We start from the raw sequence: 21,598 nt of genomic DNA on the forward strand, positions 1-21,598 counted from the left end.
GGGCTTCAGTCGCCCGCCGCGGCGGGCGGCAGGGCGGCCGGGCCGCCCATCGTCCAGGCGCTGCGGCCGGCGGCGGGGGGGCGGATCAGGGCCTCCAGCGCCGCGGCATCGCCGGCCTGCAGGGCCTGGCGGTGGCGGGCGAGTTCGGCTTCGAAGAAGTCGAGCTGGCGCAGCACCTCGTCGCGGTTGGCGGCGAGGATGTCGCGCCACACGGCCGGGTCGCTGGCGGCGATGCGCGTGAAGTCGCGGAAGCCCGGTCCGGCCAGGGCCAGGTGGGCGGCGCCCTCGGGCTGGGCGGCCACGGCCTGGAAGGCGGCGAAGGCGATCAGGTGCGGCAGGTGGCTGACGGCCGCGAAATGCGCGTCATGGGCCTCGGGGCTGAGCTGCCACACGCGGCTGCCGAGCGCGCGCCACAGCGCGGCGGCGGCCTCCACCCGGGCCGGCGGGTTCTCGGGCAGCGGGGTGAGGATGAGGGCGCGCTCGCGGTAGAGCCCGGCCTCGGCATGGTCGAGGCCGGCCTTCTCCTTGCCCGCGATCGGGTGGGCGGGCACGAAGTTGGCCAGGCGCAGGCCGAGGCGGCGGCGCGCCGCGGCGACCACGTCGCGCTTGGTCGAGCCCACGTCCATCAGCAGCGCATCGGCCTCGATCGCGGGGGCCAGGGCGGCCAGGCTGGCTTCGGTGGCGGCCACCGGCACGGCCAGCAGCAGCAGGTCGCTGCCGGCGGCGGCCTCGGCCGGGCTGGCCGCGCCGGCATCGATCACGCCGCGCGCCAGCGCCTTCTGCACGGTGGCGGCCGATGCGCTGTGGCCGACGATGCGCCGGACCAGGCCGGCCTCGCGCAGCGCCAGGGCGAAGGAGGCGCCCATCAGGCCGCAACCGATCAGGCCAAGCTGCTGGAACATGGGAGGAAGGGGTCGAAGGGGAAAGGGCTTCGGCGCCCCGCCGGCCGCCCGCGGCCGACGGAGTGCGGGCCCGTCAGTGCACGTCGAGCGGGTAGGTGCCGAGCAGCTTGAAGTAGTCGCAGACCGCGCGCAGGTCGCGCAGGGCCTGGGCCACGGCGGGCTGGTCGGGATGGCCCTGGAGGTCGATGTAGAAGTAGTAGGCCCACTGGTCGGCCGTGCGCGCCGGGCGCGATTCGAAGCGCGACATCGACACGCCGTGCTGCTTCAGCGGCACCAGCATGTCGTGCACGGCGCCGGGCCGGTTGGTCACCGACACGACCAGGCTGGTGCAGTCGTGGCCCGAGGCGCGCGGCGCCGGGTGGCGGTCGGGGTGGGTGACGATAACGAAGCGGGTGCGGTTGTTCGGATCGTCCTGGATGGCCGGCGCGGTGATGTGCAGGCCCCACTCGCTGGCCGCGCGCTCGCTGGCGATGGCGGCCAGGCGCGGGTCGGCCGCGGCCAGGCGCGCGCCCTCGGCATTGCTGGACACCGGCCGGCGTTCCACGCCCGGCAGGTGGTTGGACAGCCAGCCGTGGCACTGCGCCAGGGCCTGCGGGTGGGCGCAGACCGCCTCGATGTCCTGCAACTGCCGGTCCCGGCGCAGCAGGTTGTGGCGCACGAAGAGGCTGGTCTCGCCGATGATGAACAGCGGCGTGGTCAAGAAGAGATCGAGCGAGCGGGCGACCACGCCCTCGGTCGAGTTCTCGACCGGCACCACGCCGAAGTCGGCTGCGCCGGCGGTGGTGCTGCGGAAGACCTCGTCGATGCTCGTGCAGTCGACCCGCGCGATCGAGCTGCCGAAGTAGCCCAGCGCCGCCTGCTCGCTGAAGGTGCCGGCCGGGCCGAGGTAGGCCACGCGGGTGGGCGTCTCCAGCGCGCGGCAAGCGCTCATGATCTCGCGCCAGATCGGCGCGACGCTGTCGTTCTTCAGGGGCCCCGGGTTGCAGGCCTTCAGGCCGTCGATGACCTGGGCTTCGCGCTCGGGGCGGAAGACGACCGAGCCCTCGCGCTTCTTGATCTCGCCCACCTCGCCGGCCAGGGTGGCGCGGCGGTTGAGCAGGGCGAGCAGCTCGCGGTCGACCGCATCGATCTTCTCGCGCAGGGCGAGCAGGCCGGGATCGGGCGGGGCAGGGGTGTCAGCCATGGCGGCGCTGGAAGTCCTGCATGAAGTCGACCAGGGTCTCGACCCCGGCGAGCGGCATGGCGTTGTAGATCGAGGCGCGCAGGCCGCCGACCACCTTGTGGCCGCGCAGCGCGCTGAGGCCAGCGGCCTCGGCCTCGTCGACGAAGCGGTCGGTCAGGGCCTCGTCGCGCAGGAAGAAGGGCACGTTCATGCGCGAGCGGTCGGCCACGGCGACCGGGTTGCGGTAGTAGCCGCCCGAGCCGTCGATGGCCGCATACAGCCGGCCCGACTTGGCAAGGTTGCGCTGCTCGATGGCGGCCACGCCCCCCTCGGCCTTGAGCCATTGCAGCATCAGGCCCAGCAAGTAGATGGGGTAGGTCGGCGGGGTGTTGAACATCGAGCGCTGCTCGGCCGCCACCCGGTAGTCGAAGACGCTGGGGCAGATCGGCAGGGCCTGGCCGATGAGGTCGTCCCGCACGATGACGACGGTGATGCCCGAGGGGCCGAGGTTCTTCTGCGCACCGGCGAAGACCAGGGCCGCGCGGGTCCAGTCGATCGGCCGCGAGCCGATGTTCGACGAGGCGTCGATCACCAGCGGCGCCTCGCTGCCGAGCGCGCGCAGGTCGGGCAGCTCATGCAGCTCGACGCCATGCACCGTCTCGTTGCTGCACACATGCACATAGCTGGCGTCCGGCCGCAGGGCCCAGCCGCTGGCCGGCGGCATGTGGGTGTGGCCGCTGTCCATCGTGCTGGCGGCCAGGGCCACGTCGCCGTAGCGCTGGGCCTCGGTCCAGCTCTTGCGGCTCCACTCGCCGGTGACGACCACGTCGATCTTGCGGCCCGGCCGAAGCGCCGCCAGGTTCATCGGCACGATGGCGTTCTGGCCGATCGCGCCGCCCTGCATGAAGAGCACCCGGTAGTTGGACGGGATGGCCAGCAGTTCGCGCAGGTCGGCCTCGGCCCCGCCCAGGATGTCTTCGAAGGCCGGGCTGCGGTGGCTCATCTCCAGCACGCTGACGCCGCTGCCGCGGTAGTCCAGCATCTCGTCGGCGGCCTGGCGCAGCACGCTCTCGGGCATGGTCGAAGGCCCGGGCGAGAAGTTGAAGACGCGGTGCAGCAGGCCGGGTTCGGCGGCACGGGCCGCTTGCAGGGTGAGGGGAGCGTTCATCGCGGAAAACGGTTGCGGGCAGGGCCACCAAGCCGGCGGCGGGTGGGGCGCAGGGCCCCGGGGGCGATCTTCAGGGCTGGGCCTTGCCGGCCGACGCAGCCGGTGCGGCCGAAGCGCCGGCCGCCGGCGTCGTCGTGTTCAGGCCCAGGGCGGCACTCATTTGCTGGTCGAGCAGCTTGATGCGCTCCTGGATCTCGCCGCGCATGTCCTGCACCAGGCGCTCGGCCAGGGCCTTGTTCAGGTCGGGCAACTGGGCTTGCAGCTTCTTGGCCACCGGCGATTCGTAGAAGGCGACGATCTGGCGGATCTCCTCGTCGCTGAACTTCTGCTCGATCTGCGGCAGCAGGATCTGCTGGGCCAGGTCGGCCGTGCGGCGGCGGGCGACCGGCAGGGTCTCGTCGACGTACTTGCGGGCCGCGTCCTGGACCTGCCGGGCCGCGGCTTCGCGCTTCTCGGCCGGCACGCGGGCGCGCAGCACGGTCTCGGCCGAGCTGAGCATCTGCCGCACCGGGCTCTCCACCAGGTTGCGGGCGACGGCGTCGAAGGTGCTCTGCTGGATGGCCAGCAGCTTCTGCGCGTTCTCGCGGCTGGCGGCCTCGGCCGCGCCCAGCGGCAGCAGCGCGAGCAGGCCCAGGGCCAGGCCGATCAGGGGATGGGGGCTGGGGCGGGTCATGCCGGGTCTCCGGAAGAGGCTTCGTCGCCGCCGGCCTCGGCCTCCGGCTCGGACGCGATGGGATCCTGGGCGTCGTTCTCGACGATGCGCTGCAGGCCGCTGAGCTTGGCGCCGGCGTCCAGCGCGATCAGCGTCACGCCCTGGGTGGCACGGCCGAGTTCGCGGATCTCGCCGACCCGGGTGCGCACCAGCACGCCGGTGTCGGTGATCAGCATGATCTCGTCATGCGCCCGGACCAGGGTGGCGGCCACGACCTTGCCATTGCGCTCGCTCTGCTGGATGGCGATCATGCCCTTGGTGCCCCGGCCATGGCGGGTGTACTCGACGATGCTGGTGCGCTTGCCGAAGCCGTTCTCGGTGGCCGTCAGCACGCTCTGCGTCTCGTCTTCGGCCACCAGCATGGCGATCACGGTCTGGCCCGGCTCCAGCGCCATGCCGCGCACGCCGCGGGCGGTGCGGCCCATGGGCCGCACATCGCCTTCGTCGAAGCGCACGGCCTTGCCGCCATCGCTGAACAGCATCACGTCATGCTGGCCGTCGGTCAGGGCCGCGCCGATCAGGTGGTCGCCCTCGTCCAGGTCCACGGCGATGATGCCGGCCTTGCGCGGGTTGCTGAACTCGTCGAGCGCGGTCTTCTTGACCGTGCCCAGCGCGGTGCCCATGAAGATGTAGTGGTCGGCCGGGAAGCTGCGGAAGGAGCCGGTCAGCGGCAGCACGACGGTGATCTTCTCGCCGGCTTGCAGCGGGAACATGTTCACGATGGGCTTGCCGCGGCTGGCGCGGCCGCCCTGCGGAACCTCCCAGACCTTCAGCCAATAGACACGGCCGCGGTCCGAGAAGGCCAGGATCCAGTCGTGCGTGTTGGCGATGAAGAGCTGGTCGATCCAGTCGTCTTCCTTCGTCTGCGCCGCCTGCTTGCCCCGGCCGCCGCGCTTCTGGGCGCGGTACTCGGCCAGGGGCTGGCTCTTGATGTAGCCGGTGTGGCTGAGCGTGACGACCATGTCGGTCGGCGTGATGAGGTCCTCGGTGCCCAGCTCCTGCACGTTGTGCTCGATCACGCTGCGGCGCGCGCCGACCTTGGTCTGGCCGAATTCCTGGCGCAGCGCGACGAGCTCGTCGCTGATGAGGGTGGTCACGCGCTCGGGCCGGGCGAGGATATCCAGCAGGTCGGCGATCTGGGCCATGACCTCCTTGTACTCGCCGACGATCTTGTCCTGCTCCAGGCCGGTCAGGCGCTGCAAGCGCATTTGCAGGATCTCGCCGGCCTGGTCTTCGGACAGGCGGTAGAGCCCGTCGGCCTGCAAGCCGAAGGCGGCGGGCAGGCCCTCGGGGCGGAAGGCCTCGCGGCCACCCGGGGCCTGGTCGGCGGCGCGGGCGAGCATCTCGCGCACCAGGCTTGAATCCCAGGCCTGGGCCATCAGCGCGGCCTTGGCCAGCGGCGGGGTCGGCGATTCCTTGATCAGGCGGATGAAGTCGTCGATGTTGGCCAGCGCCACCGCCAGGCCTTCCAGCACATGGCCGCGCTCGCGCGCCTTGCGCAGCTCGAAGACGGTGCGGCGGGTCACCACCTCGCGGCGGTGCTCCAGGAAGATGTCGAGCAACTGCTTGAGGTTGCACAGGCGCGGCTGACCGTCGATCAGCGCGACCATGTTCATGCCGAAGCTGTCCTGAAGCTGGGTCTGCTTGTAGAGGTTGTTCAGGACGACCTCGGGCACCTCGCCGCGCTTGAGCTCGATCACCACCCGCATGCCGGACTTGTCCGACTCGTCCTGGATGTGGCTGATGCCCTCGATCTTCTTCTCGTGGACCAGCTCGGCGATGCGCTCGAGCAAGGTCTTCTTGTTCACCTGGTAGGGGATCTCGTCGACGATGATCGCCTGGCGCTGGCCGCGGTCGATGTCCTCGAAATGCACCTTGGCGCGCATCACCACCTTGCCGCGGCCGGTGCGGTAGCCCTCGCGCACGCCGTTCGTGCCGTAGATGATTCCGGCGGTGGGGAAGTCCGGCGCGGGGACGATCTCCATCAGGTCCTCGATCGTCGCCTCGGGCACCTTCAGCAGGTGCAGGCAGGCGTCGACGATCTCGTTGAGGTTGTGCGGCGGGATGTTGGTCGCCATGCCGACCGCGATGCCCGCCGAGCCATTGACCAGCAGGTTGGGCAGCCGGGTGGGCAGCACCAGCGGCTCTTTCTCGGAGCCGTCGTAGTTGGGGCCGAAGTCGACGGTTTCCTTGTCGATGTCGGCCAGCATCTCGTGGGCGATCTTGGCCAGGCGGATTTCGGTGTAGCGCATCGCCGCCGCGTTGTCGCCGTCGACCGAGCCGAAGTTGCCCTGGCCGTCGACCAGCATGTGGCGCAGGGAGAAATCCTGGGCCATCCGGACGATGGTGTCGTAGACCGCCGTGTCGCCGTGCGGGTGGTACTTGCCGATCACATCGCCGACGATGCGGGCCGACTTTTTGTACGGCCGGTTCCAGTCGTTGTTCAGCTCGTGCATGGCGAACAGCACGCGCCGGTGCACCGGCTTGAGGCCGTCGCGCGCGTCCGGAAGGGCCCGCCCTACGATCACGCTCATCGCGTAGTCGAGGTAGGAGCGGCGCATCTCCTCCTCAAGGCTGATCGGAAGGGTTTCCTTGGCGAAAGCGCTCATGCAGGAGGGGACGGGTCTCGGGGAGGCGGCCGGGGCCGGGGGAGGGCGCGGTCTCGTGCGGAGCGTGCCGCCGGGCCTCCGCCCCTGAACAGGGACAGCAAGCTTTCGCCCCGGAACCGGGGCTGCGGACCGTGCCCAGAACCGCCAAGTGTAAGGGCGCGGCTCTGTCGTCCGACGGCAACAGCGCGCGCCGGGATGGAGCGGTCACGAAACCCACACTTGTTGGGGAAGGGGGCTATGGCAGAATCTTTCCGGCAGGCGAAATGCCTCGCAGCTCGGGTCCATACCGACTTGCATAAACCCTGACGTTCGTGGCGGCGTCTGCGAACAGCCCTAGGAGCATCATGAACAAACTGAACAAGATCGCAATGGTGGTGGTTTCGGCAGCGCTCGGCGCCTGCGCCACTGGCACCCCGGCACCCGGCACCATCGACAATTGGCGCGCGGCCGACGGCACCGTCTGGAAGAACGGCTCGAACGAGCACTGCTGGCGCGATTCGAACTGGACCCCGGCGACCGCCCTGAAGGGCTGCGACGGCGCGCCTGCCCCGGCTCCGGCCCCCGCTCCTGCGCCCGCCCCGGCTCCCGCTCCGGCTCCGGCTCCGGCGCCTGCCCCGGCGCCCAAGCCGGCTCCTGCCCCGGTGCCCGCCCCGGCCCCGGTCAGCGAGAAGGTCACCTACGCCGCCGACGCCTTCTTCGACTTCGACAAGGCCGTGCTCAAGGCTGAAGGCAAGGCCAAGCTGGACGACCTGGTGGCCAAGACCCAGGGCCTGAACCTGGAAGTCATCATCGCCGTCGGCCACACCGACTCGGTGGGCTCGGATGCCTACAACCAGAAGCTCTCGCTGCGCCGCTCCGACGCCGTGAAGGCCTATCTGATCGGCAAGGGCATCGAGAAGAACCGCATCTACACCGAAGGCAAGGGCGAGACCTCGCCGGTCGCCGACAACAAGACCAAGGCCGGCCGCGCGCAGAACCGCCGTGTCGAGATCGAGGTCGTCGGCACCCGCAACAAGTGAGTCCCGGGGCGCAAGCCCCGCTCACCCCGAAACCCCGCTCCGGCGGGGTTTTTTCTTGGTCCCAGCGAAAGGACCGGGCAATCCGGCGCGCCGGATTGCCTGCCGCGCCCAGCCGCTAGCATGCCGCCCATGAGCAACGTCGATCCCCAGGAGCTTGCGAAATTCAGCGAGCTCGCCCACCGCTGGTGGGACCCCGAGAGCGAGTTCCGCCCGCTGCATCAGATCAACCCGCTGCGCCTCGAATGGATCGATGCGATGGTCGGCGGTGTCGCGGGCAAGCGCACTGTCGATGTGGGCTGTGGTGGCGGCATCCTGGCCGAGTCCATGGCCCGCCGCGGGGCCCAGGTGCTGGGCATCGACCTGGCCGGCAAGCCGCTGAAGGTCGCGCAACTGCATGCCATGGAAGCCGGCGTGCCGGGCCTGGCCTACCGCGAGGTGGCTGCCGAGGCCCTGGCCGCCGAGCAGCCCGGCAGCTTCGACCTCGTCACCTGCATGGAGATGCTGGAGCATGTGCCCGACCCGGCTTCCACCGTGCGGGCCTGTGCGCAACTGGTCAAGCCCGGGGGCTGGGTGATCACCTCGACGATCAACCGCAATGCCAAGGCCTTCCTCTTCGCCATCGTCGGCGCCGAGTACGTGCTGCGCCTGCTGCCGCGCGGCACCCACGAATACGCCAAGTTCATCCGCCCCAGCGAACTCGCCCGCCATGCGCGCGAGGCCGGGCTTGATGCCGTGGCCGGTCGTGGCCTCGAATACAACCCGATGACCCGCCGCTACTGGCTCAGCGAGAACCAGAGCGTGAACTACATGCTTGCCTTCCGCCGGCCCTGAGCACCGCTGCCGTCGTGCATCCGATGCCCCTCACCGACCCCGCCCGGCCGCCGGCCTTCGCCGTCCGTGCCGTGCTTTTCGACCTCGACGGCACCCTGGCCGACACCGCCCCCGACCTCGGCGGCGCCCTCAACCGCCTGCGCGCGCGCGCCGGCCTGGCGCCGATGCCGATCGCCGAGCTGGCCCGGGTGGCCTCCTCCGGTGCGCGCGGCATGATTGGCCACGGCCTGGGCCGCCATCCCGGCGATGCCGACTACGAGGCCTTGCGCCTGGCCTTTCTCGACGAATATGCTGGCGCGCTGACCCGCGACTCGCGTCTCTTCGACGGCGTGGCCGAACTGCTGCAGGCCCTGGCGACCCGCGGCCTGCGCTGGGGCATCGTCACCAACAAGGCCATGGTCTATGCCGAGCCGGTGGTGCAGGGTCTGGGCCTGGGCGCTTGCGCCGTGCTGGTGGCCGGCGACAGCACGCCGCATCCCAAGCCCCATCCCGCGCCGCTGCTGGCCGCCTGTGCGGCCCTGGGCCTTGAGCCGTCCGATTGCGTCTATGTGGGCGATGACGAGCGCGACATCCAGGCCGCCCACGCCGCCGGCATGCCGGGCATCGCCGCCGCCTATGGCTACCTCGGCCTCGGCACGCCCCTGGCCGACTGGGGCGCCGATGCCACCGTCGCTCAGCCGCCCGATTTGCTGGACTTGCTGGCCTGAGCCGGCTTCAACCGGCTTGAACCGGCCGAAGCGCCCGCCCGGGCCGATCCCGGTTTGACCCTGGCCCGGCCGCTGGCGACACTGCGCCGCCGTTCCTCCTGCCCCACCGCCCACCGCCTGCCGCCATGCCCCGTCTGCCGCGTGACTTGCCCGCCCGGATCCGGGTTCGACTGCACCGGCACCGTCGGGGCCTGCTCGTGCTGGCGTCTCTCGCCCTCGCCTGGACGCTGATCGCCAGCCTGATCCTGCCGCGCGTGCTGCGCCCGCAACTGCTGGACGCAGCCAGCCAGGCCCTGGGCGCGCCGGTTCGTCTGCAAGCCCTGCACATCACACCCTGGGCGCTGGCCGTGCGGCTGGAAGCGCTGGAGATCGGGCCGGAAGGCCAGCCCTGGCTGGCCGTCGATGCGCTGGAGCTGAACCTGTCCAGCGAATCGATCTGGCGGCTTGCGCCCGTGCTCGACCGCCTGCATGTCCAGGGCCCGCGCATCGACCTGGCCCGCGAGGCCGACGGCCGCCTCAACATCGCCCCCCTGCTCGACAAGCTGGCCACGCCGCCTGACGCGCCGCCCCCGCCCCCGGGCAAGCCGCTGCGCTATGCGCTGAACAACCTCAGCCTGGTCGACGGCGAAGTCCAGTTCCGCGACGCGCTCAGCGGCGCCACCCACCGCATCGAGGCCCTGCGCCTCGGCCTGCCCTTCCTCTCCAACCTGCCCAGCCAGGTTGCGATCGAGGTGCAGCCCGAGCTGTCGGCCCGCATCAATGGCAGCGACTTCGCGGCCCGCGCCCAGGCCCTGCCTTTCGGCGCCCGGCCGGAGGCGCGCCTGCACCTGGCCTGGCAGCAAGTCGACCTGGCCTGGTGGGCCGAGGCCCTGCTGCCGCTGGCCGGGTCCGCCCTGCCGCAGCCCCTGCCGGCCAGCTTGCAGGCCGGCCGGCTCGACCTGGCGCTGGACCTGGTCTTCCAGGCCCCCGAGGCCGAGGACGCCGCACCGCGCGTGCAGGTGCAGGGCGAGCTGGCCGTCGACGGTCTGCAGATCGCCGCGCCCGGCCACGGCGGCCTGCTGCACTGGCAGCGCCTGCACCTGCGCGGCCTGGATCTCGAACCCCTGGCTCAGCGCCTGAGCCTGGCCGAACTGAGCTTGCAAGGCCCCGCCCTGGGCTTGGACCTGCCGCAGTTGCGCCAGGCCCTGGCCCGGCCCGCGCCCGCCGCAGCGCCCCCGGCAGCCGCGCCGGCCTCGGCGCCCGCCGCAGCGCAGGCGCCGGCGGCCGAGTGGCAATGGCGCATCGACCGCCTGCGGCTCGACGAAGGCCGCGTCCAGTTGGGCGCGGGCCTGCCCGCGCTCGACCGCCTGCCGCCGCTGGCATTGAGTCTGCCGCCGCCCCCGGGGGCCAAGGAAGCGCCGGCCGCAGGGCCGGCTTCCGCGGCAGCCTCCGCGGCGGCTGCGTCCGAGGCGCCACAGCCCACCGAAGTGCTCGACACCGTGCAGGACCCGGACGGCCCCCTGCGCCTCCAGGCCCTCAGCCTTGACGTGCAGGACCTGCGCAGCGCGCCGGACGCGCCGCCCGCCCGCCTCAGCCTGCGCGCCGTCGACAGCCGAGGCGCCCGGCTGCAAGTCGCCGGCAGCGTGCAGCCAGCGCAGCGCGCCCTGCAGCTCGATGCCGAGGTGCAGGCCCTCGGCCTCGCCCCCTGGCTCCAGGCCCTGGAGCCGATGCTGCCCCAGCCCCTGCCCGTCAAGCTGGCCGACGGCCGCCTGGGCTTGCAGGCCCGCCTGGTCCAGGAAGCCGCCGGCGCCGGTCAGGCCGCCGGTCTGGCGGTGCAGAACGGCGTGCTGACCCTGGCCGAGCTCGACCTGCGGCCGACCGGCGCCCCCCCGGCCGCCGAGCCCGCCGCCCGTGCAGCGCGCACCCCGCGATCCGCCCGCGCCCAGCGCCCCGCCGGCCCGCGCAGCGCCCTGCCGCGCCCCGCCACCCCGGCCGAGGACCGCCTGCGCCTGCGCGAGCTGCGGCTCGAAGGCGTGCAGCTCCAGGGCCTGGGCGGCCCCGCGGCGCCGCAGATCGACATCGCCCGGCTGGGCATCGACGGCCTGAACCTGGCCGCCACCCGCGCCCGCAGTGCCGCGCTGCCCTGGCTGGCCGGCCTGGCGCCGCAAGCGGCGTCCCAGCCCGCCGCCGCCCGCGCCGCGCCCCCGGCCGCCAGCGCACCGCCGCTGCGCTGGCAGCTTGGCGAGCTGCGCTGCACCGATTGCGCGCTGCGCTTCGACGATGCCGCCGTGCAGCCGGCCGCCACCGTCGCGCTGGACCGCCTGCAGTTCCAGCTCAGCGGCCTGGGGGCCGACCTGGGCCGCAGCCTCGGCTTCCAGCTCGACACCCGCGCCCAGGGCGCTGGCCGCCTGCAACTGGCCGGCACGCTGCGGCCACAGCCCTTGCAGTTGCGCAGCAAGGTCGATCTCTCGGCCCTGCAACTGGCCGTGCTCCAGCCCTACCTCGACCCCTACCTGAACATCCTGCTGGCCCGGGCCGAACTGGGCGCGCGCGGCGAGCTGCAAGTCGACGGCAGCGCCAAGCTACCGGTCGAGCGCGCCACCTGGAAGGGCCAGGCCTCGGTCGAGCGCCTGCTCGCGCTGGACCGGCTCAACGATGCCGAATTCGTCCGCCTCAAGCGCTTCAGCCTGAGCGGCAGCCAGATCCGCTGGACGCCGCAGCGCCTGCAAGCCGATCTCGGCAGCATCCTGCTCGACGACTTCTACGGCCGCGTGATCATCAATGCCGACGCCCGGCTGAACCTGGCCGACATCGTCAAGCGCGAAGGCGAGCAGGGCGAGCGCTCGATCACAACGCCCGATGCCGAGGCCGGAGCCGCCGCGGCACCGGCCGCGCCCGTGCCCGCGCCTGCCGCACCCGCCGCCCCGGCCCCCGCCGTGCCGGCCAGCCCGCCGCCCGAGCTGCGCTGGACGGCCATCGAGCTGCGCGGCGGCCGCGTCGACTTCACCGACAACTTCATCAAGCCCAACTACTCGGCCCAGCTCACCGAGCTTAAGGGCCAGGTTTCGGCCGTGGCCTGGGACGACCCGCGGCCGGCCACCGTGGCGCTGGCCGGCAAGGTCGACAGCGGCGCGCCGCTGCTCATCGACGGCACCGTGCATCCGCTCGGCGCCCGCCTGGCCACCGACCTCACGGCCCGCGCGCAGGGCATCGAGCTGACCCGCCTGTCGAGCTACTCCGGCCGCTACGCCGGCTACGGCATCGAGAAGGGCACGCTCTCGGTCGAGCTGCGCTACCGCATCGAGCAGGGCCAGCTCGAAGCCAGCAACCGCATCGTGCTCAACCAGCTCACCTTTGGCGACAAGGTCGACAGCCCGGATGCGCTGAAGCTGCCGGTTCAGCTCGCCGTCTCGCTGCTGCAAGACCGCAACGGCGTGATCGACATCGACCTGCCGATCCGCGGCAGCCTGGACGACCCGCAGTTCTCCGTCGGCCGGGTGATCCTGCGCGTCATCGTCAACTTGATCGGCAAGGCCATCACCGCGCCTTTCAGCCTGATCGCCAAGGCCTTCGGCGGCGGGCCGGGGGGTGACGACCTGGGCGACCTGCGCTTCGCGCCCGGCTCGGCCGAGCTGGACGCCGCCGCCAAGGCCCAGCTCGACAAGATCGCCCAGGCCCTGGCCGACCGCAAGGGCCTGCGGCTGGAGGCCACCGGCCAGGCCGATCCCGGCGTCGACGTGCAGGGCCTGCGCCAGCGTGCCATCGAACGGCAGATCCGCGCTGCCAAGGCCCGCGCCAGCCGCGTCGCGCCCGACAGCGTCGAAGTCGACCCCGCCGAGCGCACGAAGTGGCTGGAGGCTGCCTACAAGGCCGCCGACCTGCCCGGCAAGCCGCGCAACCTCATCGGCTTGCAGAAGACCTTGCCGCCCGAGGAGATGGAAGCCCGCCTCGCCGCCGCCGTGCCCACCGCCGAGCCGCAACTGCGCGCCCTGGCCGACGAGCGCGGCAACCAGGTCAAGGCCTACCTCAGCGCCAAGCTGCCGGCCGAGCGCGTGCTGCTCACCCGCTCGCGCCTGGCCGAGCCGGCGGCAGCGCCTGCTGCCGCAGCATCCGCCCCGGCGGCCGCCGACGCAGGCGGCCCGCGCGTGATCTTCAGCATCCAGTGAGACCCGGCCCGCCCTGGGGGGCGGGCCGCTGGCCTACACTCCGCCCCCTGGGCCCGACCTGGCTTCGACGTGGGTGCGGACTTGGAGCGGGGCATGCCGAGCATCAGTGAGCTCGTAAATCCAGCTGAAACAAACCAACTGCGAACGACGAACGTTTCGCCCTCGCCGCTTAAACACCGGTGAGCGTCTCAACGGCAGGCCGATGGGCCGGGTCTGACCCGCAAGGGAAGGGCTGAGACGTCATGCACATCGGCTGGTCGACCGTCGGGTTACTTGGCGTTCGGCGAGATCTAGGTGACTGGCGCTGACCGTAGCGTGCTCCTGCGCGACGGCAGCGTGAGATCCAAATCAGGCGGCTAAGCATGTAGATCTGCCCGGGAATGGCTTGCGGACGGGGGTTCGATCCCCCCCGGGTCCACCATCTCTCCAAAGGGGCTTGCGCGAAGGCGCAAGCCCCTTTTTCTTGGGTGCGGCGAAGCTGTTCGGCCCACGTCGGCCCGGTGCCCGGTCGCGCGCCATGGCGCGCCGGATCGCGCTTGATCTGCGACATCCCGCGGGCCGGGGACTTGCGCCACAGTGCATCGCCCCCACATCTCAAGCCACATGAAGCCGATCCTGCCCGATCCCTCGCCCGTGCGCCCTGCCGGCGGCCCGGGTTCGTCGGCTGCGGGCTGGACGCTGTCGCTGGGTGGCCTGACCTGCGCGGCCTGCGCGCTGCGGGTGGAGCGTGCGCTGCGGGCGCTGCCTGGGGTGGCAGCGGTGGCGGTGAATCCGGTCAACGACCAGGCGCGGGTCGAGGTGGCGGCCGGGCAGGCGCTGGACCTTGCCGACTTGGTCGACGCGGTCGAGCGGGCCGGCTACGAGGTGCTGGGCAGCGACACGCTGGGCCCTGCGCCGAGGCCGGCCGGCCCCGTGCCGGAAGGGCCCCAGGTCGACGCCGCCCTCGCCGTCCAGGCCCGCGCCGAAGCGGCCACCACCGCCGCCCGCCAGGACGCCCAGCGCCGCGACATCCTGGGCACCGCCCTGGCCCTGCTGCTGACCCTGCCGCTGCTGCTGCCCATGCTGGCCACGCCTTTCGGCCTGCACGCCATGCCGCCGGCCGGCGTGCAGGCCGTGCTGGCCAGTGCGGTGCTGTTCGGGCCGGGCCTGCGCTTCTTCCGGGCCGGCTGGGCCGCGCTGCGGGCGGGCAGCGGCAACATGGACCTGCTGGTCGCCCTGGGCAGCACGGCGGCCTGGGGCTTGTCGATGGTGCTGTGGTGGGGGGGCGAGACCGAGGCGCTGTACTTCGAGTCGGCCGCCGTCATCGTCGCCCTGGTGCGCCTGGGCAAGGCCCTGGAAGGCCGGGCCAAGCAGCGCACCGCGCAGGCCCTGCGGGCGCTGGCCACGCTGCGGCCGCCGCGGGCGCGCCTGCTGCTGGACGATGGCCGCGAGCTGGATCGCCCGGTCGAGGCCCTGCGCGTCGGCGACCGCCTGCGCGTGCGGCCCGGCGAGCGCCTGCCGGCCGACGGCGTGCTGCTCGCCGGCCTCAGCCACCTCGATGAATCCGCCCTCAGCGGTGAAAGCCTGCCGGTGGCGCGCGGCCCGGGCGACCGCGTGCGCGCCGGCACGCTCAATGGCGAGGGCGTGCTGGAGCTGCGCGTCAGCGCCGTCGGCGCCGAGACCACGCTGGCGCGCATCGTCCGCCTGGTCGAGACGGCCCAGGCCGCCAAGCCGCCGGTGCAGCGCCTGGTCGACCGGGTCAGCGCCGTCTTCGTGCCGGCCGTGCTGGGCCTGGCCCTGCTGACCGGCCTGGGCTGGCTGCTGGCCGGCGCCGCGCCGGCCACCGCGCTGCTGCATGCGGTGGCGGTGCTCGTCGTGGCCTGCCCCTGCGCCCTGGGCCTGGCCACGCCCATGGCCCTGATGGCCGGCACCGGCGTGGCCGCGCGCCACGGCCTGCTGATCCGCGATGTGGCGGCGCTGGAGGCGGCGCCGACGATCCGCGTCGTCGCCTTCGACAAGACCGGCACCCTCACCCTCGGCCGGCCGAGCCTGGCCGGCCTGCAGGCCGCGCCCGGCGTGTCGCCCGAGGAGCTGCTGCGCCTGGCCGCCGCCCTGCAGCAGGGCAGCGAGCATCCGCTGGCCCGCGCGCTCGCCCAGGCGGTGCAGGGCGGCGCGGCCGGCGTCGGCCCGCTGGCGACGCCCCTGCCGCAAGCGCAGGACGCCCGCGCGCTGCCCGGCCGCGGCATCGAAGGCCGGATCGACGGCCGCCTGCTGCGCCTGGGCAGCCCGCGCCTCGCGCAGGAAGAGGGTCTGGACACCGCCCCGCTCGAGGCCGCCGCCGCCCGCGAGGCCGCCGCCGGCCGCAGCCTGGCCTGGCTGATGGCGGTGCAGCCGGCGGGCCGCCCGCGCCTGCTTGGCCTGCTCAGCTTCGGCGACCGCGTCCGCCCCGAGGCGGCCGAAGCCGTGCGCCGTCTGCGCGAGCGCGGCCTGCACACCGTCATGCTGAGCGGCGACCATGCGGCCAGCGCCGAGGCCCTGGCCCGCCAGCTCGGCCTGGACGGCTGCGAATCCGGCCTGCTGCCGGCCGACAAGGCCGAGGCCATCGCCCGGCTGCGCGCGGCCCACGGCCCGGTCGCCATGGTCGGCGACGGCCTGAACGACGCGCCCGCCCTGGCCGTGGCCGACCTGGGCCTGGCCATCGGCGGCGGCACCGACCTGGCGATGGAGACCGCCGGCATCACCCTGATGCAGGGCGATCCGCGCCGCGTGGCCGATGCGCTAGAGCTGGCCCGCCGCACCCGCCGCACCCTGGTCCAGAACCTGGGCTGGGCCTTCGGCTACAACCTGATCGCCCTGCCGCTGGCCATCGCCGGCCAGCTCAGCCCGGCCCTGGCCGGCGCCGCCATGGCATGCAGCAGCCTGGGCGTCGTTGCCAACGCCTGGCGCTTGCAGCGCTGGCGGCCGGCACCGATGGAGGGGGCGGCGTGAGGGCTGTGGGCGCTGCGGGCGCTTGCCGTCCGCTCCGCGCGGCGGCCTGCCCCCACGCCGGATCAGCCGCCCGCGTCCGGCCTAGACTTGCCACCATGTCGTCCCGCCTGCGCCTCATCCTGCTGGCCCTGCTGATGCTGGCCCTGCCGCTGCAGGCCCAGCGTGTGCTGGCCATGGGCTGCGCGATGACGGGCCCGGTCCAGGGCGTGGGCGGGCTGTCGGGTCAGATGGGCCATGCGGGTCATGCCGTCCATGGGGGTCAGGCGACGGACCACGCGGTTCATGCCGGTCACGCTGGCCATGCCGTCCATGTTGGCCACGCAAATCCCACCCGATTCGCCGACCTCGCCAGCCCTTCCGATCACACCCAGCATGGCCACCACGCCCAGCATGCCCAGCATGCCCACGGCGAGCCGGCTGCGCATCACGCTGCCTGTGCTGCGGGCGACTGCGGCAGCAACCACCGCTGCAGCGTGTGCAGTTTCTGCACCCTGGGCCTGGCCCTGCCGGCGGCCGTGCCCGCCTTGCCGGCTGCGCCCATGCCGGGCGAAGTACAGCCCCAGGCGGCGTCGCTGCCGCCCGCCGACCGGGTGCCGCCCGGTCTCGACCGCCCCCCTCGAAGCCTGAGCGCCTGAGCTCGCGCGCCCCCCGGGGCGCGTGCCCGGCCAGCCGCCCCGCTGCGGCCGGCCTCCTCAGCCGTCTTCGAGGTCTTCATGCATTCCCCGCTTCTCCCGCCCGGCCGTCGGCCTGGGCGTGGCTGGCTTGGCCTGGCCCCGGCCACCCTGCTGGCCTTGCTGGCTGCCAGCGCCCTGGCGGCGCCGCCCCGGCCCGATCCGCTCGACCCGGCCGCGCCCGTCCCCCCGCTGCTGCACCGCTCGGCCGTGGCCGAGCACCGCAGCCCGCTGCCCACCGGCCGCGACTGGCGCGAGGCCAATGACACCGTCGGCCGCCTGGGCGGTTGGCGCGGCCACCTCGGCCCCGCACCCGGCGAGCCGGCGGCGCCAGCTGCCGGAGTGCCCGCTCCCGCAGCGGGAACGGGCACTCCGGCAGGGCCGGCGCCTGGCCTGAATCCGGGTCACCAGGGACACGGTGGTCACCAAGGCCATCCGGGACACGGCGCCCACCAAGGCCACCAGGGACACCAGGGACACCAGGGACACCAGGGACACCAGGGCCACCAAGGCCACCAAGGCCACCAAGGCCACGGGGGCCACGGGGGTCACGGGGGTCACGGGGGCCACCAAGCCCCGCCACCCGCTGCCCCGTCCGGGCAGGGTGCGCCACAGGGTGCCGGGGGGGCGCGATGAGCCGCGATACCGCCCCCAAGAGGTCGCCCCGCCCCGGTCGCCTGCGCCTGCTGGCCCTGCTCGCCCCGCTGCTGCTGGCTGCCTGCGCCGCGCCCTCCGGGCCGGCGGGTTTCGCGCCGGTGGCCGAGCAGGTGCAGGCGCGCACCGGGCTGCGGCCCGTCTGGCCGCGCACGCCGGCCGACGAAGCCGCGGCCGAGGCCCGCAGCGCCGAGCTGCTCGCCCAGCCGCTGGGCCTGGACCAGGCCCTGGCCCTGAGCCTGCTGAAGCATCGCGGCCTGCAAGCCCGCTTCGAGGAGCTGGGCCTGGCGCAGGCCGAGCTGCTGCAAGCCACCCGGCTGCCCAATCCCTCGCTCAGCATCGGCCGCTTCCGGCAGGGCGAGGAGACGGAGATCGAGCTGCGCCTCGGCTTCGACCTGCTCCGCCTGGCCCTGGCCCCCTGGCTGCGCCCGCTGGCCGAGGCCGAGTTCGCCGCCCGCCAGCAGACCCTGGCCGCCGAGCTGCTGGCCCACCTGGCGGGCGTGCGGCAAGCCTGGATCGAGGCGGTTGCCGCCCAGGAGCGCCTGCACTACCGCCGCCAGATCCGCGAGGCCGCCGAGGCTGGCGCCGAGCTGGCCCGTCGCATGGCCGAAGTCGGCAACTTCAATGCGCTGCGCCGCGCCCGCGAGCAGGCCTTCTATGCTGAGGCCACGCTGCGCCTGGCCCAGGCCGAGCAGGCCGCCCAGGCGCGCCGCGAGGCGCTGATCCGCGCCATCGGCCTGTGGGGCAGCGACACCGCCTTCCGTCTGCCCGAGCGCCTGCCGCCGCTGCCCGCCCAGCCGGCCGAGCGGCCGGACATCGAGCAGCAGGCCATGGCCTCGCGGCTGGACTTGCAGGCCGCCCGCCAGGCCGTCAGCCAGGCGGCCGCCCGCCTGGGCCTGACCCGGCCGACCCGCTGGGTCAATGTGCTGGAAGTGGGTTTCGAGCGCGAGCTGCCCGACGAAGGCCCGAACCGCCGCGGCACCGAGCTGCGCTTCGAGCTGCCGCTCTTCGATTCCGGCCAGGCCCGGCTCGCCCAGGCCGAGGCGCGCCACCGCATCGCGCTGCAGCAGGCGGCGCAGCTCGCCATCGAGGCGCGCTCCGAGGTGCGCGAGGCTTACGGGGCCTATCGCCATGCGCACGACATCGCCGTGCTGCATCAGGCCGAGCTGCTGCCCCTGGCCCAGCGCATCGTCGACGAGCAACTGCTTCGCTACAACGGCATGTTGGTCGGCGTCTTCGAACTGCTGGCCGATGCCCGCGCGCAAGTGGCCGCCGTCGAGGCCGCCATGGAAGCCCGCCGCGCCTACTGGCAGGCCGAAGCCGCCCTGGCCCAGGCCCTGATCGGCCGGCCCGCCGTCTTGCCCGTCCTCACCGAATCCCCCTCCGCCGTGCCGGCCGCCGCCGCCGGCGGGCATTGAAGGAACACGCCATGGTCTCCCGAAGAAACTTCCTGGCCGGCAGCAGTGCGATCACCGCGGGCGTGGCCGCCGCCAGCGTCAGCCGCGTGGCGATGGCCGCGCTGCCCGAACCCGCGGTCGCCCCCGGCACCGCCACCCAGCCGCCGCTGGCGCCGCCCAACGGCCGGCCCTATCGCCCGGTGCTCACCCTCAACGGCTGGACGGCGCCCTGGCGCATGAAGGACGGCGTCAAGGAATTCCACCTCGTCGCCGAACCCGTGGTGCGCGAAATGGCCCCCGGCTTCACCGCCCACCTCTGGGGCTACAACGGCCAAAGCCCCGGTCCCACCATCGAAGTGGTGGAGGGCGACCGCGTCCGCATCTTCCTGACCAACAAACTGCCCGAGCCCACCACCATCCACTGGCACGGCCAGCGCCTGCCCAGCGGCATGGACGGCGTGGCCGGCCTCACCCAGCCTGCCGTGCCGCCCGGCCAGACCTGGGTCTACGAGTTTGTCGCCCGCCGGCCCGGCACCTTCATGTACCACCCGCATGCCGACGAAATGGTGCAGATGGCCATGGGCATGATGGGTTTCTGGGTCACCCATCCCAAGGGCCGGCATCCGTGGATCCAGGAGGTGGACCGCGATGTCTGCTTCCTCCTCAACAGCTACGACATCGAACCCGGCAGCGCCACGCCCAAGGTGATGACCATGCTCGATTTCAATCTGTGGAGCTGGAACAGCCGCCTCTACCCCGGCATCGATCCCATCGTCGCCCGCCAGGGCGACAAGGTGCGCCTGCGCGTCGGCAACCTGACGATGACCAACCATCCCATCCACATCCACGGCCATGAGTTCTTCGTCACCGGCACCGACGGCGGCCCCACCCCGCCCGCCTCGCGCTGGCCGGAAGTCACCGTGGACGTGGCCGTCGGCCAGATGCGGCAAATGGAATTCGTCGCCGACGAAGTGGGCGACTGGGCCTTCCACTGCCACAAGAGCCACCACACCATGAATGCCATGGGCCACGACGTGCCCACCATGATCGGCGTGGACCACCGCGGCCTCGTCGACAAGATCAACCGCCTCGTGCCCGACTACATGCTGATGGGCGAACGCGGCATGGCCGACATGAGCGAAATGGCCGGCATGCCCCTGCCCGCCAACACCGCCCCCATGATGACCGGCACCGGCCCCTTCGGCTCCATCGACATGGGCGGCATGTTCACCGTGCTGAAAGTGCGCCCCGACCAGGCCCCCGGCGATTCACGCGATCCCGGCTGGTGGCGCCATCCGCCGGGCACCGTCGCTCGGCCGTGGACGGGTGCGGCGCCGGAGCCAGGTGCGGCGCCGGGCTCAGCGCCCGCCGCAGCGCCTGGCGCGGCCCAGGCACCGCAACCCGCCGCCCAGCCGGGGGTGGAAGTGCGGGTGAGGAAGCCGCAGGGGGGGCATGGGGGGCATTGAGGGGGCGCAGCCCGCCGAGGGCGATACCGCGGCGGGCTGCGAGCGCCAGCGCGCCGCCTATCCAAGACCCCTCAATGGTGTTGTCTAGCTGTCGTGTCCCGGATGAATGGCTCCTTGGCAGCCGGCATGCGATCCTCGTAGGCCGGGAGGTCTTGCGGGGCTTGCTGGCAGACTTGAACCACCGGGGCTCACGATGCTGATCAGCTTGCACAAGAACGCCACCACCACGCCGGCCACGCGCTTGGCGATCCAGCAGGCCCATGGCACCGAGGCCGAGCTGGCGCAGCGCTTCGGCGTGGGCAAGTTCACCATCCGCAAGTGGCGCAAGCGCACCACGGTCGAGGATGGGAGCCATACCCCGCACCGACTGCAGACCAAGCTGAACGCCGGCCAGGAAGAGATCGTTGTCTACCTGCGCACGCACCTGCGCCTGTCGCTGGACGATTTGCTTGCGGTGGTGCGCGAGTTCATCGAGCCGAGCATGAGCCGCTCGGCGCTGGACCGCCTGCTGCGTCGGCGCGGCGTGAACCGCCTGCCCGAGCCCGAGGTCGCCAAGACGCAGGTCAAGTCCTTCAAGGCCTACGAGCCAGGCTACGTTCACATGGACGTGAAGTACCTGCCGCAGATGCAGGACGAGACCGAGCGGCGCGATGTGTTCGTGGCCATCGACCGCGCCACGCGCTGGGTCTTCATCGCCATCAAAGGCAGGAAGACGGCGAGCGCGGCGCGTTCGTTCCTCAACGCGTTGCACAAGGCTGCGCCCTTCAAGATCAAGACGCTGCTGACCGACAACGGGCGGGAGTTCACTGACCGGGCCTTCGGTCGGCGCGAGAAGGACGCCAGCGGCGCGCACGAGTTTGATGGGCTGTGCGAGGCGCTGGGCATAGGGCATCGGCTGACGAGGCCGAAGCACCCGCAAACAAACGGGATGGTGGAACGCTTCAACGGGCGACTGGCGCAGGTGCTGAAGTCGCACCGCTTCAACAGCGCGCAGGACTTGGAGACAACACTGCATCGCTTCGTCTGGCTCTACAACGAGCACCTGCCGCAGCGCGCGCTGGACCTGAACACGCCCGTTCAGGCGCTGAAGAAGTGGCAGTCCACGCACCCGGATTTGTTCTCAAAAAGGGTGGTCAATCACCCGGGACCCGACATCTAGCCGATGGCCCCAAAGGCTTCTGCCGTGTG

At 72.6% G+C, this 21,598-nt stretch carries 14 protein-coding genes and 1 other RNA gene; 9 read left to right on the forward strand and 6 right to left on the reverse strand.

The annotated features are described in order from the left end of the window. Positions 1–5: 5 nt before the first annotated feature. From JI742_RS06295 to gyrA, 5 genes are all read right to left on the reverse strand, one after another. Entirely contained in the window at positions 6–902 is an 897-nt protein-coding gene (locus JI742_RS06295; protein WP_201824814.1) for a prephenate dehydrogenase, read from the reverse strand. 73 nt (positions 903–975) lie between these two features. Beyond that, complete coding sequence (gene pheA / locus JI742_RS06300) at positions 976–2,085, reverse strand: prephenate dehydratase (protein WP_201824816.1); 1,110 nt, start codon at positions 2,083–2,085, stop codon at positions 976–978. Further along, positions 2,078–3,181 carry a 3-phosphoserine/phosphohydroxythreonine transaminase gene (gene serC / locus JI742_RS06305; RefSeq protein WP_201826441.1) on the reverse strand — a complete coding sequence of 368 codons (1,104 nt, stop codon included), beginning with the start codon at positions 3,179–3,181 and terminating at the stop codon, positions 2,078–2,080. Before serC ends, pheA begins: the two co-directional genes overlap by 8 nt. A gap of 121 nt (positions 3,182–3,302) precedes the next feature. After that, positions 3,303–3,905, reverse strand: coding sequence for a DUF2059 domain-containing protein (locus JI742_RS06310; RefSeq protein WP_201824818.1), 603 nt, complete (start codon positions 3,903–3,905; stop codon positions 3,303–3,305). Continuing rightward, positions 3,902–6,553 (reverse strand): DNA gyrase subunit A, encoded by a 2,652-nt coding sequence (gene gyrA, locus JI742_RS06315; protein ID WP_201824820.1) that lies wholly within the window; start codon positions 6,551–6,553, stop codon positions 3,902–3,904. The genes JI742_RS06310 and gyrA overlap by 4 nt, the downstream gene beginning before the upstream one ends. Before the next feature lie 344 nt (positions 6,554–6,897). Between gyrA and ompA the strand changes: the two genes are divergently transcribed. The 6 genes from ompA to JI742_RS06345 all read left to right on the forward strand — a co-directional run bounded on the left by ompA (position 6,898) and on the right by JI742_RS06345 (position 16,222). Then, the gene (ompA, locus tag JI742_RS06320) at positions 6,898–7,572 is read left to right on the forward strand and encodes an outer membrane protein OmpA (RefSeq protein ID WP_201824822.1); all 675 of its coding nucleotides are present in this window, start codon (positions 6,898–6,900) and stop codon (positions 7,570–7,572) included. 129 nt (positions 7,573–7,701) lie between these two features. Continuing rightward, positions 7,702–8,403: a bifunctional 2-polyprenyl-6-hydroxyphenol methylase/3-demethylubiquinol 3-O-methyltransferase UbiG gene (gene ubiG, locus JI742_RS06325; RefSeq protein WP_201824824.1), complete on the forward strand. Its 702-nt coding sequence runs from the start codon at positions 7,702–7,704 to the stop codon at positions 8,401–8,403. A gap of 23 nt (positions 8,404–8,426) precedes the next feature. Next, positions 8,427–9,110: an HAD family hydrolase gene (locus tag JI742_RS06330; protein WP_201824826.1), complete on the forward strand. Its 684-nt coding sequence runs from the start codon at positions 8,427–8,429 to the stop codon at positions 9,108–9,110. A 125-nt stretch (positions 9,111–9,235) separates the two neighbouring features. Next, a complete protein-coding gene (locus JI742_RS06335; RefSeq protein ID WP_491047173.1) occupies positions 9,236–13,255 on the forward strand; it encodes a DUF748 domain-containing protein in 4,020 nt (1,339 codons plus the stop codon). 49 nt (positions 13,256–13,304) lie between these two features. Further along, positions 13,305–13,676: a transfer-messenger RNA gene (ssrA, locus tag JI742_RS06340) on the forward strand. 182 nt (positions 13,677–13,858) lie between these two features. Then, complete coding sequence (locus JI742_RS06345; RefSeq protein WP_201824831.1) at positions 13,859–16,222, forward strand: heavy metal translocating P-type ATPase; 2,364 nt, start codon at positions 13,859–13,861, stop codon at positions 16,220–16,222. Positions 16,223–16,284: 62 nt separating this feature from the next. Here JI742_RS06345 and JI742_RS06350 read toward each other — a convergent pair whose 3' ends face one another. Next, a complete protein-coding gene (locus tag JI742_RS06350; RefSeq protein WP_201824833.1) occupies positions 16,285–16,686 on the reverse strand; it encodes a hypothetical protein in 402 nt (133 codons plus the stop codon). Between the two features lie 839 nt (positions 16,687–17,525). Here JI742_RS06350 and JI742_RS06355 point away from each other — a divergent pair. From JI742_RS06355 to JI742_RS06365, 3 genes are all read left to right on the forward strand, one after another. Further along, entirely contained in the window at positions 17,526–18,965 is a 1,440-nt protein-coding gene (locus JI742_RS06355) for a TolC family protein (RefSeq protein WP_201824835.1), read from the forward strand. Positions 18,966–18,976: 11 nt separating this feature from the next. Further along, positions 18,977–20,410: a copper oxidase gene (locus JI742_RS06360; RefSeq protein WP_201824837.1), complete on the forward strand. Its 1,434-nt coding sequence runs from the start codon at positions 18,977–18,979 to the stop codon at positions 20,408–20,410. 193 nt (positions 20,411–20,603) lie between these two features. After that, positions 20,604–21,569 (forward strand): IS481 family transposase, encoded by a 966-nt coding sequence (locus JI742_RS06365; protein WP_201824839.1) that lies wholly within the window; start codon positions 20,604–20,606, stop codon positions 21,567–21,569. Positions 21,570–21,598 lie beyond the last annotated feature (29 nt).

The organism is Piscinibacter lacus (assembly GCF_016735685.1).
Classification (GTDB): Bacteria; Pseudomonadota; Gammaproteobacteria; order Burkholderiales; family Burkholderiaceae_C; genus Aquariibacter; species Aquariibacter lacus.